We start from the raw sequence: 14,852 nt of genomic DNA, 5'->3' as shown, positions 1-14,852 counted from the left end.
TGTTGTGGAACTTAATCCGGAGAGCAAAAAAGAAGCAGCTTAACGGCTTAGGCGACAACTACCTTGAAAAACGCCGCGGTCAATGGTGCCTTGATTGAAACGATGCTCAGCCATACCGTCTTGAAAGCAGTTGCTTACTTGTGTTGTTGTCACGGAGATTGTTTGTTTCACAATGGCGGTATAACGGTTTACTCGAACAAACTCCCAATTACCATAAGGAAACAGAAGCCTGCCGTGTACGTCGATAACGCCTTCATGTTGTTGATTATTTGTATGCTTTGAATCAATTTTGTACTCGTCTTCTTTTAAAGGTACATTTCCATTACTGCTACCTGAACCAGCCCAAAAGTCATCGTTTGAGCCAGACATGTCCTTGTTGTTTGCCCATAAACCCTTATTTTCATTACCTGTTGCCGACGATGATGCTGCTTTTGTATTTCCTGACCAAAAATCATCTGGTTGATTTGAAGTTGAGCTCGTTTCTTGCCCTTTACCAGACCAAAAATCATTATCGTTAGCTGGTGACTTATTCATCACTTTGTCCTTTTGGGCGCCGCTCCAGAAGTCATCTTCTTCGGTTTGTTCTTTGTCTTTTTTTTCTACATTAGGTTCGTTTTTGACAAAACAATTTGCCGAGGCAGACGAAATTGTAAATGTATGAGTTACAAGGCTTTCATCAAAACTATAGGTATAACCAGTAGTATCGATTGAGCTTGGATCTAAGATACCGTTTAAGTTGTTGCACTTTAACGTGAGTTTAGCCTTTATTTCGTCTCGAAATTCATTTTTAAACATTTCCCTACGCGTAGGGCCAAGATGACCTTTAGTTTGATGGTACCCTATTTGAACTCGTTTATTCTGGTAACCAGTCTTTTGTATGATAGGGGCACTTAGCCAGGAAAAGTCCACATCAGATGCGTTCGTTCCACTCTTTTTTCTTTCGTTATATTCACAGGTACCTGATGCACCATTGGAAGCCAGCTTGTAACGAATATTGCCAGAAGTGGTTTCATCTAAAGTATGCCCTTGTTCAAAGATAGTAAGTTTAACTGAATTTTCAGACACATATCCAAGTTTGCTGTACATTTGTTCGCAAATACCTTGTAAGATCGTTCTCGCTTTTCCTCTAACATCTGATTCAGCCTGGTCTATTGATGACCAGGTGTGATTGGCGTGAATTACATCATTGGTAGACACTGTACTCGTCATCTCTTTCGAGTTAATTGACCACGCGTTAGCAAGCAATGATATCAAAAAGCCCGATAAAAATTTGTTCTTCATAACGTTTAACCTCGTCCCTCACAACCAGTAAATGTATTGTTGGTGGCGGTAAAAGCACTCACTGGTGTCACAGCCTTTCTTTCATAAGGTGCTCCAAGATTACTAAAAGTAATATAGACAGGGCTTGCGCAGGTATTAGTCAATATGATCCCAGGCTCTGAGCAGGAACTTTCACGTTTTTCTGCCGAGCGGCTAATATACGATTGAAGGGTAGTGATTTCACTGTTAATTGTGCTTGCTAATGTAAGCTTGGCTGCCATTAGGCAATGAATCAAAAGTGCTACAATTAATAGGTTACGCATATCCCTTGCTCTTCTAATAAGAATACTGTTATTAAAATTCATAGTTGTATATTTATCAAGCAGATAGCTTAATTTTCTTGTGTTTTAAAATAAAAAAGGCGTGTTCGGTGCATTCTAAAAATCCAATTGGCAAAATTTATCAATTGGACGAGAGGCGAGTGCTCCAATAAATATTGGCATAGACAGTGGTGGTGAATCATCGCCAAGGCGTTTAATTTCTGACTCCGACTGTGCATTAATGAGTTTTTGTAATTCTTCCTTTTTCTGAGCAAGTGCTTTTTGCCTGGTTCTTTGAAACCCAGAATCTAATGTTATTTTAAGCTTTTGACGTTCTTTGTGTTGGTGCTCCATGCACCATTTTATCTTATGAAACATCACTGGTTGACCTGGTGTAACGATGTCAAATGGGGTTACCAGGTTTTCATTAGTATCGAAATAAAACCTTTTCCATGTGTTTGAGTAAGGCAAAAAGCCACGATATCTAATTGTGAGCAGTTCGACAGCCATAGAAGGAAACGCTTTATTTCTGTACTAACACCTGACAATTGATTCAGGGTTTTCAGAACATTAGATGCCAGTTCAAAGTCAATTTTAGACGTGTTTTTGCAAAAAAGGGCTCAAACATTATCTATGGCGCTGGCAGGTTTCGGGTATCCACAGTAATCATTCCCAATTTAGACATGATAGCCGCAGTTGTGGGTCCAGATGTTTGTACTTCCTTAATCGACATTTAACCAGCTCAACAGTAAAGATTACGAAAAATAAACCCGAGAAATCTATCGTGTTCAATTCCAACACAGCCGCAAAATAGACTGATGCTGAAAGTTCCACAAATTTTATGAAAAAACAAAGACAACTGACAGGTTTAAATCATTCCACAAAAGTTGTTCAGCTTTGCAGTTGTCGTCACACAATGAAAACTTGTAAAAACAAACCTCTAATACCGTTGTGTGAGTGTAAAGCTCAGAACCAACTGTAAAGTTATAACTTCTTATCCACATTTTATTATGAGTTCCCATAATGTATATTATGTTAAATCCAATATTTATCCACATGTTGTTAATAACATAATTAAATCAATACGTTATTAAGCCCTACTGTGTTTTCTTAGTCTTTTAGTTTGGATTTAGCAGAACGTTCGCTACGTGCATGAAATTAAATTTTGCGTGTTAGGTTACCTGATATTTACGTAGCGAAAGCTCCTGTCAGCTATTGATTGCTACTGCGGAAGCAGATTTTTAATGCGGCGGTTTTGCAGCGCCTGGATGTTTTTTTATCGAGCTTTACTATCATTACTGATAGAGAAAATTATGGCCGTTGCATGTTATGCGTTTGATACTTCAGTTTTTCACCTTTATCGTTTTGATATTCATTATTGGTTGTGTGCACCTCGGTCCAGACGCCGTGCGCACCAGTCGTATTGACTACAACAACGCGCTTCGAACCACTGAAGATGAACAAATGCTGTTAAACATCGTGCGGTTGCGTTATCGGGATCGAATGTACTTTCTCGAAGCTGATACTGTCACCACTCAATTTGCTTATTCAGCGTCAATGGAACCTGGACTGAACTGGATACCGGGTGTTGGTAATAATGAATCTTTGCGTAATCGCGTGGCAATAGAAGAACGTCCAACGGTGACTTATCGGCCGTTAAGGGGAAAAGACTTTGTTGAGCGAATATTAACACCCGTCAGTCCGGAAACACTGATTTTACTCAGTAACTCAGGATGGCCGATAAGTCGCATCCTGAGAACCTGCATTGAACGTATCAACAATCTGGAAAACAACTTTAAAACCAATCATCGCGATTTTACCGTGGACTCTGAATCACATCAGCCGTTTATTGATGTCGTTTATGCGCTCAGAGAGCTGGAACTTTCTAACCTCGTTGAAGGCGCTAAAGATCCGGAGTCAGGACAAATCGTTTTACAGTTTAAAGCAGCGGCACATAAGCACCCTGCCTTTCTCAAATTAACATCTGCCTTAAACCTCCAATCTGACTTACAGGTAATCCCATTGGTCAATGCCATCGAGAGTCAGGCACCCGATGTGATTACAATTCAGGCCAGGTCTTTCGATAGTATCATGTTCTTTTTGTCGCAATCGGTGACTGTGCCTGAACAACATCAGGCGGAAAATCGTATTCCATTGAGAAATGATGAACAAGGTCGGCGTTTTAATGAGGCGCTGGTAACCAAAGAATTGTTCAATGTGTACAGTGCGCCTGAACGACCTGCCCAGGCTTCAGTGGCGGTGTTTTATCGAGACAACTGGTTTTATATTGATGATAGCGATTCTGCAAGTAAATCCACGTTTAGTTTATTGACCCAAATCTTCGCCTTGCAATCCGGTTCAATACAGCAAGCCGCACCGATTCTTACCATTCCATTGAGCAATTAATTGCGAATCTGTTTACAGGTTAAAAGGCCTGGCATTAACAGTGTACGCCACTAACGACGAGGCTTTTTGATCTTCTCTGTCTTGAGGTGGCAACGAACAGGTAATAAAACTGTTGGGCATTGTGATGACATCGGAAGCGTTTCGGGACACGGTTTTAAGCGTTTGCTCTCCAACACTGCTGCTTTTAGTGGTTTCGCCCCAGTAAGCCGCAAAGCCTTTATTGGTATAACTGGATTTTCCCATCTGACAAATGACGTCATGTTCTTTGTTCAGATCGGTGACTTTGATTTCTGCTGATACGTTGTGGCCAGCATCAACACTGTCAGCACTAATCGGACAGTAAATGAAGCTGCTTCCATGTAGTTGATCGTTGTAGTCTCCGCGGTTGTTGTAATTGAACAATGCCCCGGTGCGATTAAGTCGCAGTGCCTTTGAACCTGAAAAATACTGACAGTTGTTGGCCAGGTAATAATGTTTTGCCGGTGTCTGCACATTTTTTGCCAAACAGATCACGGCACCCGCGCTGGTTGAAAAAGTTCCAATAGCGATCGCTGATACTAAGTGTAAAAGTGATGTTTTCATACACGCCTCGTCCTAGGGTAATCGTTCGCCTTCTTTGGCAAAAAATATCGCTCCCTCGCCGGTAAATTCAAAAGAAACAAAGGACTCTCCTTGCCATGGTCTGTTGACCATCAGCATTTGAACCTTTTCTTCTACGCTTTCACCTTCTTCAACATATACTTCTAATTTACACAGACTGACACCACAATTACTCTCCTGGAGGTGTACGCCTTTTAGTTGTTTGGTATCACGGATCACTTCCAATACCCGCTTTTCAACAGACCGGGTCCATTCAGAATCTATACCTTCTTCAAACAACTTGTCTTCATAGCTGGCAATTTGTTGTTTTATGCTGACCTCACGGTTTTGCTCATACTGCTCTGAGTACATGTCTTCTACAGAGAGTGCGACTCTGTTCCGGGCTACGAACTCCACAGGTTCAGCATGTAATACGTTGATGTCTCTGTGATCTGACAGTGCAATGTTTGCCGGCATTGCCATGGAGTTAATACGGTTTTCAATTTGCTGTAAGCGCTGTTCATATTGCTCCTGGCGCTGTAACAGTAAGCCCAGTTGTCTGTTCAGCGTTTGCAATTCCTTGTTATTGCTGACGGCAGACTCACCTGTGCGGTTGTGAATCGTATCACTTTCCAGCCTGGCGATTTGCCGCTGCAGCCTGGTTTCAATCTGAGCCAGTTCTTTGAGCAGGCTTTCGTTCAGTGGTTGCTGAACTGAGGCGCTTGCAGAACTAGTGTTGAATGCGGTTGGCTTAAACAATAAATACCCTACTATGGTAAAGAGCAACGCACTTACCAGTAAAAGTAATTTTTGAATGCTTCCAACGTTATTCATTTTTCAGATTAACTCCCAATTTACCCTGCACTGACTAACGATACAGCTCTGTCACCTGGTAGGAAATCAACGACACGTCCCCTGCCTGCGAAGCTGCGGGCAAAGAACAGCTCAGGTTCGCTTTTACGTAGTTTGCATTGTGCTTGTTTAATTCTGAGAGTGATGTAGTGATGGCTTGTAATCCGGCACCTTTTTCACTGCGCACGGCATTGCCCCATCTGGAGGTGTACCGTTCACCAAAATGACTTCCGGATACCTGGCAAGACACTTCATCACCGCCGTGTCCACCGTCAATGAGAGTTACCTCTACCTGTAAAGCAGATAAAGATGCCGTTTGTTCAACTAAAACCGGGCAAAATAAAGTAATAGCTGAGTCAATATTACTGTTGGACAGGTTGCCCGTGGTATTCACCAGTACGCTATTGGCTGGACCAGCTGACTGATAACAAAGCGAAGCCGGATAAGTTTTAACATTGCTCGCGGCTTGTGCGTTTAAACACATGGAAAATAAGAAAACAGGAAGAAGCGTGAGACGTCTCATCAGTAACCCCTTACACGAAGTTTGTAAATGTTATGTAAATCCCTGACCACTTTGTTATCTTATATTCCGTTCAAAAAAGCAACCTCTTTTATAGCGAAAAGAATGACTTACCTTTGAATATGGAATAGATATTTGTTTGCCAGGCCACGGCAGACATAGCTTCTACGAAGACTTTAGTAGATTGAAAAAAATTGAAGATTTTTTCAAATAAATGACAGATTAAGTCAAAACGTCCTGAAGTTTGTCTTTATAGCGCCGCGAAAGCATCAGTTGCTCACCCGAGGTTAACAGTACCGTATAATCCCCCTGATAATTGGGTTGTAACTCCGATACAGCTGACAGCCGGACGATGGTTGAGCGGTGAATTCGTCTGAATTCGACGGGATTGAGCAGTTCTTCGAGGTTGCTCAGCGTTTCTCTGTAAAGAATACTGCCAGCATTAAACAGGTGTAATTCCGCATAGTTGCCGGCACCGGCAATATATTTAACGTTATTAACATCAACAAACCTAACCCGTTTGGGTTCACGAATTACGATCCGATCTTTATACTGGCTGGTGTGGGTTTTTAAATCCTGATTCAGGGCTTTAATGGCCCGTTGATCCAGATAGATTTGATCGTCCATTTGCCTTTTTGCTTTGGCAAGCGATTCGTAGAGACGGGCATTTTTAAAAGGTTTTAACAGATAATCGATAGCGTTGAGTTCAAAGGCTTTTACCGCATATTCATCATAGGCCGTTGTAAAAATTACGATCGTTTCCGCAGGTAATTCGGCGGCCACATCAATCCCGGTGATAACTGGCATCTGGATATCCAAAAATAAAATATCAGGTTTCTCCTGCCAGGCAATATCGAGGGCTTCCTGACCGTCTTTTGCCTGCGTGACCTCGTAACTATCACTGTCTTTGTGCAGTAGTGCCACAATGCTTTCGCGTGCCAGTGGCTCGTCATCAGCGACCAATATTTTAAGCATTTCCCTCTCCCGTCGGAACACTCAACCTGGTTAAAAAATACTGCTCTGGCAGTGCTTTTAACTCCAGGCTGAAATCGTTCCCGTATATCTTCTCTAATCTGGCTCTGTTATTACCAATACCTATGCCAAAACCGCTTTCAGACGCGGTTCCGGGCACTTTATTCAGCAACTCAAAGTGTAACTTGTTATCCTGAATAAATAGCTTCACCTGAATGAGATTACCGTTTATGTCCAGTTGTGCCCCGTGATGAATCGCATTTTCAACCAGAGGTTGCAGTACCATAAACGGTACCCGTACTGCCATAACATCTTCCTGTGCCGAAATATTAACGTCCAGTTTGTCATTGAAACGCAGTTGTTGCAGTGCCAGATACAGCTCAATAAAGGCTAACTCGCTTTTTACAGTTACCATTTCCTGGTCCCTGTTTTCAAGTATTGTTCTTAGCATACTGCTAAGATCACTCAGTGCATCGGTTGCTTCATCACTGCGCCCTACCCGCACCAGGCCACTGATCCCGTTCAAAACATTAAACAGAAAATGTGGGTTTAATTGTGCCTTAAGTGCCTGCAATTCAGCACTGACCAACTCAACCTTGAGTTTTTCTGCCTGAATTTCTTTGCTGCGCAGTCTCTGAGAATAATCCAGGGCATAACCCAAAGCGAATAACGCGAGGATCATAATGCTGTCTGCATGCCAGGGAGTATTGCGGTAAAAATAGGCCATCATGCCGACAATGTCGCCCTGCTGCCAATCTTGTCCGGTGGTAAAGTGCAGTAGGGAGATAGACAACAACTGCACCAGAATGGTAGTTGCCAGTACATAAATGCCATTAAACACAAAAAAGACCAACCACCCTTGTTGCTGCACGCGCGTTAAGGGAGCGAATGCAACGATAAAAGGAGCCACCATCATTGCGGGCAAATACCACAAACCAATTAAACCTGCGGCACTAAACAAGCTGTTCAGATCCTGCAAATAGATGTGTTCGGCGTGAAATTTTAAGTTAAAACTAAACAATGCCTGAATTAGCAATACCAGAGTACTACCTGTCCAGATGCGCCAATTTTTTAGTCTTGCAATTGCGTCTTTCAAGTTATTTCATCTACCGCTATGGGGTTAGGTTTTCAAAGCGACTAATGCTTAGGAGCGTTTTTCGCATCAGAGTTCATTTATTTTTAGGTGTTTATTGCGAAATTATGTACAAAGAACTCAATTTGAGCAATTTACATGCGTTGCAGTTGCAGTTTAATGCGGCGAAATACCGGAAATTACAGGGGAAACATCCCCTGTTAAGCCCAACTATTGCCATGGTAACAACATAAAACACGCCTTTTGTCCTGAATTTCCGTTATTTCGTCACAAAACTGGTCTATTTCGATAGCCATTTAATAAATTCGCCGTCTCAGCGCCCCACCACTTACCCCGGAGAAACGCCATTTCATGGTCAATTCCGGGCATTTCAAACCTGCTGAAAGTTATTCGTCCCTGAATTAATGCCGCTTGTCACATGCTTTCCATCTACTGCGGATCGTCGCTGGTGCTAACTGTAACCAAATCTTAATTTTAGCTGGCACAAACGCGGAGATAACTGCGGTTATCCCTAATAAAAATATAATTATCTCAGGGAGATTCAGTATGAAGAATCAATCTAAACTCGCAAGCTCTATCCGACTCGCCCTCACCTTAGGGGCGATGACGACAGCATTGCAAGTAACTAACGTGGCAGCACAGGAAGCAGAAGACAGTGAAGCGGTAAGTGTTGAAAAGATTTCAGTAACCGGTTCCCGGATACGCTCAGCGAATTTGAACTCTGTTTCACCACTACAAACCTTCGATGCCGGGGACATTGACGCATCGGGTATTGCCAATATTCAGGAGCTGTTGCTGGACAACCCAACATTTGGTACGCCAGCTATCAGCCGTACCAATTCAAACTTCTCAACAGCCAGTGCGGGTATTGCGACGGTGGATTTGCGTAACCTTGGCACCGCTCGTACCCTGGTGTTGGTGAATGGCCGACGGTTTGTATCCGGTCAGCCAGGTGAAATGGCGGTAGATTTAAACACCATACCTGCGCAGTTTATTGAACGCGTTGAGATCCTCACCGGTGGGGCTTCGTCAGTCTATGGTTCTGACGCCGTAGCAGGTGTGGTTAACCTGATACTGAAAGACGAATTTGAAGGCGTTGAATTTGAGGGTCAATATGGCCAAAGTTCAGAAAGCGATGACGAAGAAAGACAATTTAGTATTACCGCCGGTGGCACTACCGATAATGGTAAAGGCAATTTAATGTTCCACCTGGGTTATACTGATCAGGGAGCCGTTTTCTCACGCGACCGCGCTCGTTCTGCGGTAGATCAGTTTTCGACTTTCCGTTTTACTGAAGATCCAGCTGACGCCTTTGATGCCACTCGTCCGTTCTTTTCTTCATTCCCACCGCAAGGTCGGTTTGATGCCGGTGGCACAACGTACACCTTCAACAGCAATAACATGCTGCAGGAAGGCTTTAGTACTAATGGCGACGGTACTATAGGGCCCGATGGTTTCAACCGTAGTCAGTATCGTACCATCGCGATCCCAACGGAGCGATATTTGTTTGCCGCCAAAGGAAGTTATGAACTGAGTGATTCTCACTCGGTTTTTTTCGAAGGTAACTATGCTGCTTCTCAAACAGTCACTGAGCTGGAGCCTTTCCCTTTTTCCTCTGACGATATTTATGCTGATGGTGCTGTACCTTTGGAATTTAATGTCAATGGCAGCATTCTGACCAACCCTTATGTTCCGGACACAATTCTAAACGCCGCCAACGATGTAAACGGAGATGGCCTCAGAGATCTGGACTTCTTTGCCAAACGTCTGCTGGATGTTGCCAACCGTGGTAACACAGCTGACCGGGATACGTTCAGATTTACCGTGGGGTTTGAAGGCGAGTTGTTCAATGATTGGTTTTATGACGTTTATTATGTCTATGGCCAAACCAAAGAATCTCAGGTGTCTAATGGCCAGGTAAATGTGCAGAACTTCCGCTACGCGTTAGAAGCGGTAACGGATACCCTGGATTTGGATGAAGATGGTGTAACTGATGAAGCGATCTGTGTAGACGCTACCGCCCGCTCCTTTGGGTGTGTACCTATTGATATTTACGGTTTTAATTCGATCACGCCGGAAGCCGCAGCTTATATCAATGCGCCAGGCATGTTGTCTTCATTTATTTCTCAGGAAATATTTGGCGGTAACATCAGTGGTGATGCGTTTGAACTGCCTGCCGGGCCGGTGGGTGTAGCCGTTGGTTTTGAATACCGTGAGGAAACCAGCCGTGACGAGTTTGACGCATTGCAACAAGCCGGATTAAATGCGGGGAACGCTATCCCGGCCACCAAGGGCTCATTTGATGTAACCGAGTTTTATATTGAAACGAACATCCCAATCATTGAAAGCCTGAATGCCAGAGCGGCTTATCGTGCCTCTGATTATTCAACCGTGGGCAGCACAACCAGCTGGAACGTTGGTTTAGAATGGCAAGCCACCGACTGGATGCGTTTTCGCGCCATCGAAGCGCAATCTACCCGTGCGCCCAACATTGGCGAATTGTTTTCGCCACCCAGCCAAACATTTCCACCGGGTTTGAACGATCCCTGTGCAGGAATTACGGCGTCAGATTCTGGTACGGTTGCAGAAAGATGCCGGGCTGATACCGGTATCGCTGCAAATATCGCCGCTAATGGCGCATTCACACTAAATCAGTCGGATATTCAGGGTATCAGTGGTTTTGATGGCGGTAACCCAAATCTGATTGAAGAAACCGGTAAATCAACCACGATAGGCGTCGTTATTACCCCAACGGGTATGTTGCAAGACTTTGGCCTGACCATCGATTACTTTGACATTGAAATTGAAGATGCCATCGTACCCACACCAAGACAATTCATTCTGGATCAGTGCTATGGTGGTGATGCTTCATTCTGTCAATTTATTACGCGTCGTGCTGCGCCTCTGGGTACCAATAGTGCCGGTTCAATAGAGTTCATTAACAGCTCTGACTCTAACAGTGGTGGTGAGATAAACGAAGGTATCGACCTGACCCTGACTTATTCCGGTGATGTCGGTCCTGGCCGCTTAAATAGCCGTTTGGCATACACCTATGTAATGGAAGGCGGTGTTATTCCACTGCCAGGCGCTCCGGAAGACCCTTATGTAGGCGAAATTGGTGCCTCTGAGCATCGTGCCAATTTGAACGTTTCCTACGATTGGGACGAATGGTCGGTCACTATGGGCGCCACTTACATAGGTTCGGCGGCCCTTGATGATCAATTCCTGGCGGGCTTCGATCTGGCACCTGGCGCTATCAGTGTCGGTTCTGAGATTTATGTAGACACCCAGGTGACCTATCAGCTAACGGAGACTGTCGAGTTGTTTGCCGGCGTTGACAACCTGTTTGATCCAGAGCCGCCAGCAATAATCAGTGGCCTACCAGAGAGTGATACGGGGACGGAAACTGATGCAGGTACCTACGACCCAATCGGCCGCCGTTGGTATGTGGGTGCAAGAGCACGATTCTAAGTGTGGTGATTTTCAAACAAAGGAAGGTTTGATCTGGCTGCGTCTTACCCTGGTAAGCGCAGCAAACTCCTGACAGAGTCCAGGATGGACTCAACCTCAGGAACCTTAAACGTTGTGTCTGTGGCAGCCCCGAATCCGGGGCTTTTTTAGTATTTTTCCGGGATCCAGTTGAGTTTATTGATGGGCATACGCCGGGTCTTAGTGTGCTTAATTTCAGGCAATTCCACCGCTTTAAAATCTGTAGTCTGGTAATCAATTTGCGACAAAATATGAGCGATGCAATTGAGTCTTGCCGCCTTTTTATGATTCGCGTTGACGACAAACCAGGGAGATTCAGGGGTATCTGTATGTCTGAACATCGTATCTTTCGCCGTTGAGTATTCATGCCAACGATTGCGGGCTTCGGCATCCATGTCTGAAAACTTCCAACGCTTTAGCGGGTTTTTAAGTCGCTCCTTAAAACGTTTTTCCTGGACATTGTCAGAGACAGAAAACCAGTATTTCAACAGCATGATGCCTGAATCGAGCAACATTTTTTCAAACACCGGGCAACTTTGTAAAAAGTACTGATATTCAGTGTCGGTACAAAATCCCATTACTTTTTCCACGCCTGCCCGGTTGTACCAGCTTCTGTCAAACAGCACAATTTCACCGGCAGCGGGGAACTGCGCTACATATCGCTGGTAATACCATTGGCCAGACTCTCTGTCTGAGGGCTTTCCCAGTGCGGCAATTTTTACCACTCTGGGATTGAGTTTGTCGCTGATGGCTTTGATTACGCCGCCTTTGCCTGCTGCATCCCTGCCCTCAAAAACGACGATAACCTTGAGCCTTTGTTCGACTACCCAATGCTGCAGGTGAACCAACTCGATTTGCAATTTCTGTAAGGCATCCTGATACCTACTATCTTTCATGATTTTACTTTTAAATCTGTGACTTACGGTTTTGGATAATGAATTATAGGCTGGCTAACAGGGTTTCGCATTTTAATCGAGAAATTACACATTCTTGACTAACTTTTTAAGTCTGACTGATCTACCATTGAAGGATAAGTTAATCAGGGAGTTTTCTATGAAACTGGCAATATTATCCCGCTCTCCAAATATATACAGTACCCGAAGATTAAAGGAAGCTGCGAAAAACCGCGGTTTTGATGTCAAAATTCTGGATACCTTAAAATTCGCCATTGATTTGAAACGAGGTGATCCGGATTTGTTCTATAAACAAAAAGAAATTTCTGATTTTGATGCCGTTTTACCGCGAATTGGGGCGTCAATCACATACTATGGCACGGCAGTAGTGCGCCAGTTCCAGGAAATGGACATATTTTGTGCGAATACAGCACATGGGATAAACAACTCACGCGATAAATTACGCAGTTTGCAGGTTCTGGCCAGACATCATATCGGCATACCGGAAACCACCTTCGTACGGGATAAAAAAGATGTTTTGCCTGCAATAGAACGTGTAGGCGGTGCACCGGTCATCATTAAATTGATCGAAGGAACACAGGGAATTGGCGTGTTGTTGGCAGACACCGTTAAACAGGCCGAGGCTATTATCGAATTACTGCAAAGCCAAAAGCAAAATGTGCTGATACAAAAATTTGTTGCTGAAAGCCGCGGCAAAGACATCCGTGCGTTAGTCGTGGGCGATCGGGTTGTGGCGGCAATGCGCAGAGTCGCTCAAGGTCAGGAATTCCGCAGTAATGTGCACCGGGGCGGACGTGCAGAACAGGTAGAGTTATCGGAAGAATATGAACAGGCCGCAATCCGCTCTGCTCAGATACTGGGATTAAGAGTTGCGGGAGTGGATATGTTGGAAAGTGCCTCAGGGCCGCAAATCATGGAAGTTAATTCATCTCCGGGACTGGAAGGCATTGAAACCTGCACCCAATTGGATATCGCAGGTGCCATTATTGACTATATTGCTGCGCAGGTAGATTTTCCGGAAATCGATATTCGACAGCGACTAACGGTAAGCAAAGGCTATGGCGTCAGTGAGATATATGTCCCGGAAGGCTCGAATTATGTGGGCAAAAAATTGTCAGAAATTGGGCTTTCAGAAAAAGATCTCAACGTGCTCACCCTGTATCGGGGTCATAAAGTCATCCCAAATCCGCGCTCAGATCGGGTTCTGGAAAAAGAAGACAAGCTATTGTGCTTTGGTAAACTGGAATCAATGCGCGGCATGGTACCGGTAAAAGCTCAACGCAAACGTCAGCCTAAGATTCAGGACCTGCCGGATACAGAAGTCACCAATGTGATAGCAAGTGACGATAAACACAAATCAAGATAATACAACATGGTATCGGGATCAGCAGCTGGTCCCGAGCAATATGCCCAAACGACAAGACAATCCCGACAAAGTTATGACAAATAATTATTTATGCCATGACATTGCCTTGTGCTTTGTTCTAAACTAGTCGGAAAAAATCAGCCGCTTGCCCCCCTACTAAGCGCACATAAATCCAATTTAACACTCAAGCTATCTCTCAGTGATTAAGGAGACTTTTTAAATGCATAAACTCGTACTTATCAGACATGGTGAAAGCACCTGGAACAAAGAAAACCGCTTCACCGGCTGGCACGATGTTGATCTAACAGATACCGGTGTTGCTCAGGCCAAGATGGCGGGCAAACTGTTAAAAGAAAACGGATTCAGTTTTGATCTGGCATTTACTTCCGTGTTAACCCGCGCCATGCGAACCCTGTGGATAGCACTGGATGAAATGAAGGAACTCTACACTCCGGTTATTCGTCACTGGCGTCTTAACGAAAGACACTATGGCGCATTGACAGGTTTAAACAAAGCAGAAACCGCTGAGAAGCACGGTGAAGACCAGGTGAAAATCTGGCGTCGTAGTTTTGATATTCCCCCTCCGGCAGTGGATGAGTCTGATGAACACTTCCCGGCACATGACAAGCGTTACGCAGGCATTGATCCACGTATCCTGCCTAAAGCAGAAAGCCTGGCATTAACTATCGACCGTGTTTTGCCTTACTGGCACGATACCATAGTGCCTGAAATTCGCGGCGGCAAAAAAGTCATTATCGCGGCGCACGGCAACAGCTTACGGGCTCTGGTGAAATATCTGGACGACATGTCAGATGAAGAAGTGTTGGAGCTCAATATCCCTACGGGTGTTCCGTTGGTGTATGAATTAGATGAAAACCTGAAGCCCATCAGCAAACAGTATTTAGGTGATCCGGCAGAAATCAAAAAGATGATGGATGCTGTAGCGAATCAGGGTAAATCTAAATAATTGTTTTAGAGCTAGCCCCATTGAAAAAGCCGCTGTTGAGCTGTCTCTTGATCACAAGTCTGATTCAAGAGACTTAGCCAATTCATAGCCTTCAAGGATGGCTTGTAGTTTGAG

General features: G+C 44.3%; 13 protein-coding genes and 1 pseudogene. 5 read left to right on the top strand and 9 right to left on the bottom strand.

All coding sequences use genetic code 11. The features are described from left to right. Positions 1-39: 39 nt before the first annotated feature. From AC0J20_RS22385 to AC0J20_RS22375, 3 genes are all read right to left on the bottom strand, one after another. Positions 40-1,281, bottom strand: a complete 1,242-nt coding sequence (locus AC0J20_RS22385) for a hypothetical protein (protein WP_473023442.1) — start codon at positions 1,279-1,281, stop codon at positions 40-42. 5 nt (positions 1,282-1,286) lie between these two features. Continuing rightward, positions 1,287-1,583 (bottom strand): hypothetical protein, encoded by a 297-nt coding sequence (locus AC0J20_RS22380; RefSeq protein ID WP_473023441.1) that lies wholly within the window; start codon positions 1,581-1,583, stop codon positions 1,287-1,289. 114 nt (positions 1,584-1,697) lie between these two features. Continuing rightward, positions 1,698-2,090 carry a hypothetical protein gene (locus AC0J20_RS22375; RefSeq protein WP_473023440.1) on the bottom strand — a complete coding sequence of 131 codons (393 nt, stop codon included), beginning with the start codon at positions 2,088-2,090 and terminating at the stop codon, positions 1,698-1,700. An 819-nt stretch (positions 2,091-2,909) separates the two neighbouring features. Between AC0J20_RS22375 and AC0J20_RS22370 the strand changes: the two genes are divergently transcribed. After that, positions 2,910-3,986 carry a hypothetical protein gene (locus tag AC0J20_RS22370; RefSeq protein ID WP_473023438.1) on the top strand — a complete coding sequence of 359 codons (1,077 nt, stop codon included), beginning with the start codon at positions 2,910-2,912 and terminating at the stop codon, positions 3,984-3,986. Between the two features lie 12 nt (positions 3,987-3,998). Here the strand turns inward: AC0J20_RS22370 and AC0J20_RS22365 are convergent, their stop codons facing one another. The 5 genes from AC0J20_RS22365 to AC0J20_RS22345 all read right to left on the bottom strand — a co-directional run bounded on the left by AC0J20_RS22365 (position 3,999) and on the right by AC0J20_RS22345 (position 8,005). After that, positions 3,999-4,568 carry a hypothetical protein gene (locus AC0J20_RS22365; RefSeq protein WP_473023437.1) on the bottom strand — a complete coding sequence of 190 codons (570 nt, stop codon included), beginning with the start codon at positions 4,566-4,568 and terminating at the stop codon, positions 3,999-4,001. Between the two features lie 12 nt (positions 4,569-4,580). Beyond that, complete coding sequence (locus tag AC0J20_RS22360; RefSeq protein WP_473023436.1) at positions 4,581-5,399, bottom strand: hypothetical protein; 819 nt, start codon at positions 5,397-5,399, stop codon at positions 4,581-4,583. Positions 5,400-5,433: 34 nt separating this feature from the next. Further along, complete coding sequence (locus AC0J20_RS22355) at positions 5,434-5,940, bottom strand: hypothetical protein (RefSeq protein WP_229527300.1); 507 nt, start codon at positions 5,938-5,940, stop codon at positions 5,434-5,436. A 219-nt stretch (positions 5,941-6,159) separates the two neighbouring features. Further along, on the bottom strand, positions 6,160-6,912 hold the full coding sequence (locus tag AC0J20_RS22350) for a LytR/AlgR family response regulator transcription factor (RefSeq protein WP_473023435.1): 753 nt from the start codon (positions 6,910-6,912) through the stop codon (positions 6,160-6,162). Next, positions 6,905-8,005, bottom strand: coding sequence for a sensor histidine kinase (locus AC0J20_RS22345; protein ID WP_229527298.1), 1,101 nt, complete (start codon positions 8,003-8,005; stop codon positions 6,905-6,907). The genes AC0J20_RS22350 and AC0J20_RS22345 overlap by 8 nt, the downstream gene beginning before the upstream one ends. Before the next feature lie 543 nt (positions 8,006-8,548). Between AC0J20_RS22345 and AC0J20_RS22340 the strand changes: the two genes are divergently transcribed. Then, positions 8,549-11,473: a TonB-dependent receptor domain-containing protein gene (locus AC0J20_RS22340; RefSeq protein WP_473023434.1), complete on the top strand. Its 2,925-nt coding sequence runs from the start codon at positions 8,549-8,551 to the stop codon at positions 11,471-11,473. A gap of 146 nt (positions 11,474-11,619) precedes the next feature. Here the strand turns inward: AC0J20_RS22340 and ppk2 are convergent, their stop codons facing one another. Next, complete coding sequence (gene ppk2 / locus AC0J20_RS22335) at positions 11,620-12,387, bottom strand: polyphosphate kinase 2 (protein WP_473023432.1); 768 nt, start codon at positions 12,385-12,387, stop codon at positions 11,620-11,622. Positions 12,388-12,544: 157 nt separating this feature from the next. Here ppk2 and AC0J20_RS22330 point away from each other — a divergent pair. From AC0J20_RS22330 to gpmA, 3 genes and pseudogenes are all read left to right on the top strand, one after another. After that, positions 12,545-13,468, top strand: a pseudogene (locus AC0J20_RS22330) (ATP-grasp domain-containing protein); the annotation flags it as partial. Positions 13,469-13,477: 9 nt separating this feature from the next. Further along, positions 13,478-13,771, top strand: a complete 294-nt coding sequence (locus AC0J20_RS22325; protein ID WP_377307058.1) for a cation:proton antiporter regulatory subunit — start codon at positions 13,478-13,480, stop codon at positions 13,769-13,771. Between the two features lie 220 nt (positions 13,772-13,991). Beyond that, a complete protein-coding gene (gene gpmA / locus AC0J20_RS22320) occupies positions 13,992-14,738 on the top strand; it encodes a 2,3-diphosphoglycerate-dependent phosphoglycerate mutase (protein ID WP_229527295.1) in 747 nt (248 codons plus the stop codon). Positions 14,739-14,852: the final 114 nt, after the last annotated feature.

It is taken from the genome of Planctobacterium sp. R6 (assembly GCF_055755215.1).
Note: the sequence above shows the minus strand (reverse complement) of the source record. Positions and strands in the feature narration are given on the sequence as shown.

Bases quoted from the DNA above. Each gene is read 5' to 3' on its own strand.
- AC0J20_RS22385 (WP_473023442.1), bottom strand. From the start codon at position 1,281: ATGAAGAACAAATTTTTATCGGGCTTTTTGATATCATTGCTTGCTAAC.
- AC0J20_RS22380 (WP_473023441.1), bottom strand. From the start codon at position 1,583: ATGCGTAACCTATTAATTGTAGCACTTTTGATTCATTGCCTAATGGCA.
- AC0J20_RS22375 (WP_473023440.1), bottom strand. From the start codon at position 2,090: ATGGCTGTCGAACTGCTCACAATTAGATATCGTGGCTTTTTGCCTTAC.
- AC0J20_RS22370 (WP_473023438.1), top strand. From the start codon at position 2,910: ATGCGTTTGATACTTCAGTTTTTCACCTTTATCGTTTTGATATTCATT.
- AC0J20_RS22365 (WP_473023437.1), bottom strand. From the start codon at position 4,568: ATGAAAACATCACTTTTACACTTAGTATCAGCGATCGCTATTGGAACT.
- AC0J20_RS22360 (WP_473023436.1), bottom strand. From the start codon at position 5,399: ATGAATAACGTTGGAAGCATTCAAAAATTACTTTTACTGGTAAGTGCG.
- AC0J20_RS22355 (WP_229527300.1), bottom strand. From the start codon at position 5,940: ATGAGACGTCTCACGCTTCTTCCTGTTTTCTTATTTTCCATGTGTTTA.
- AC0J20_RS22350 (WP_473023435.1), bottom strand. From the start codon at position 6,912: ATGCTTAAAATATTGGTCGCTGATGACGAGCCACTGGCACGCGAAAGC.
- AC0J20_RS22340 (WP_473023434.1), top strand. From the start codon at position 8,549: ATGAAGAATCAATCTAAACTCGCAAGCTCTATCCGACTCGCCCTCACC.
- ppk2 (WP_473023432.1), bottom strand. From the start codon at position 12,387: ATGAAAGATAGTAGGTATCAGGATGCCTTACAGAAATTGCAAATCGAG.
- gpmA (WP_229527295.1), top strand. From the start codon at position 13,992: ATGCATAAACTCGTACTTATCAGACATGGTGAAAGCACCTGGAACAAA.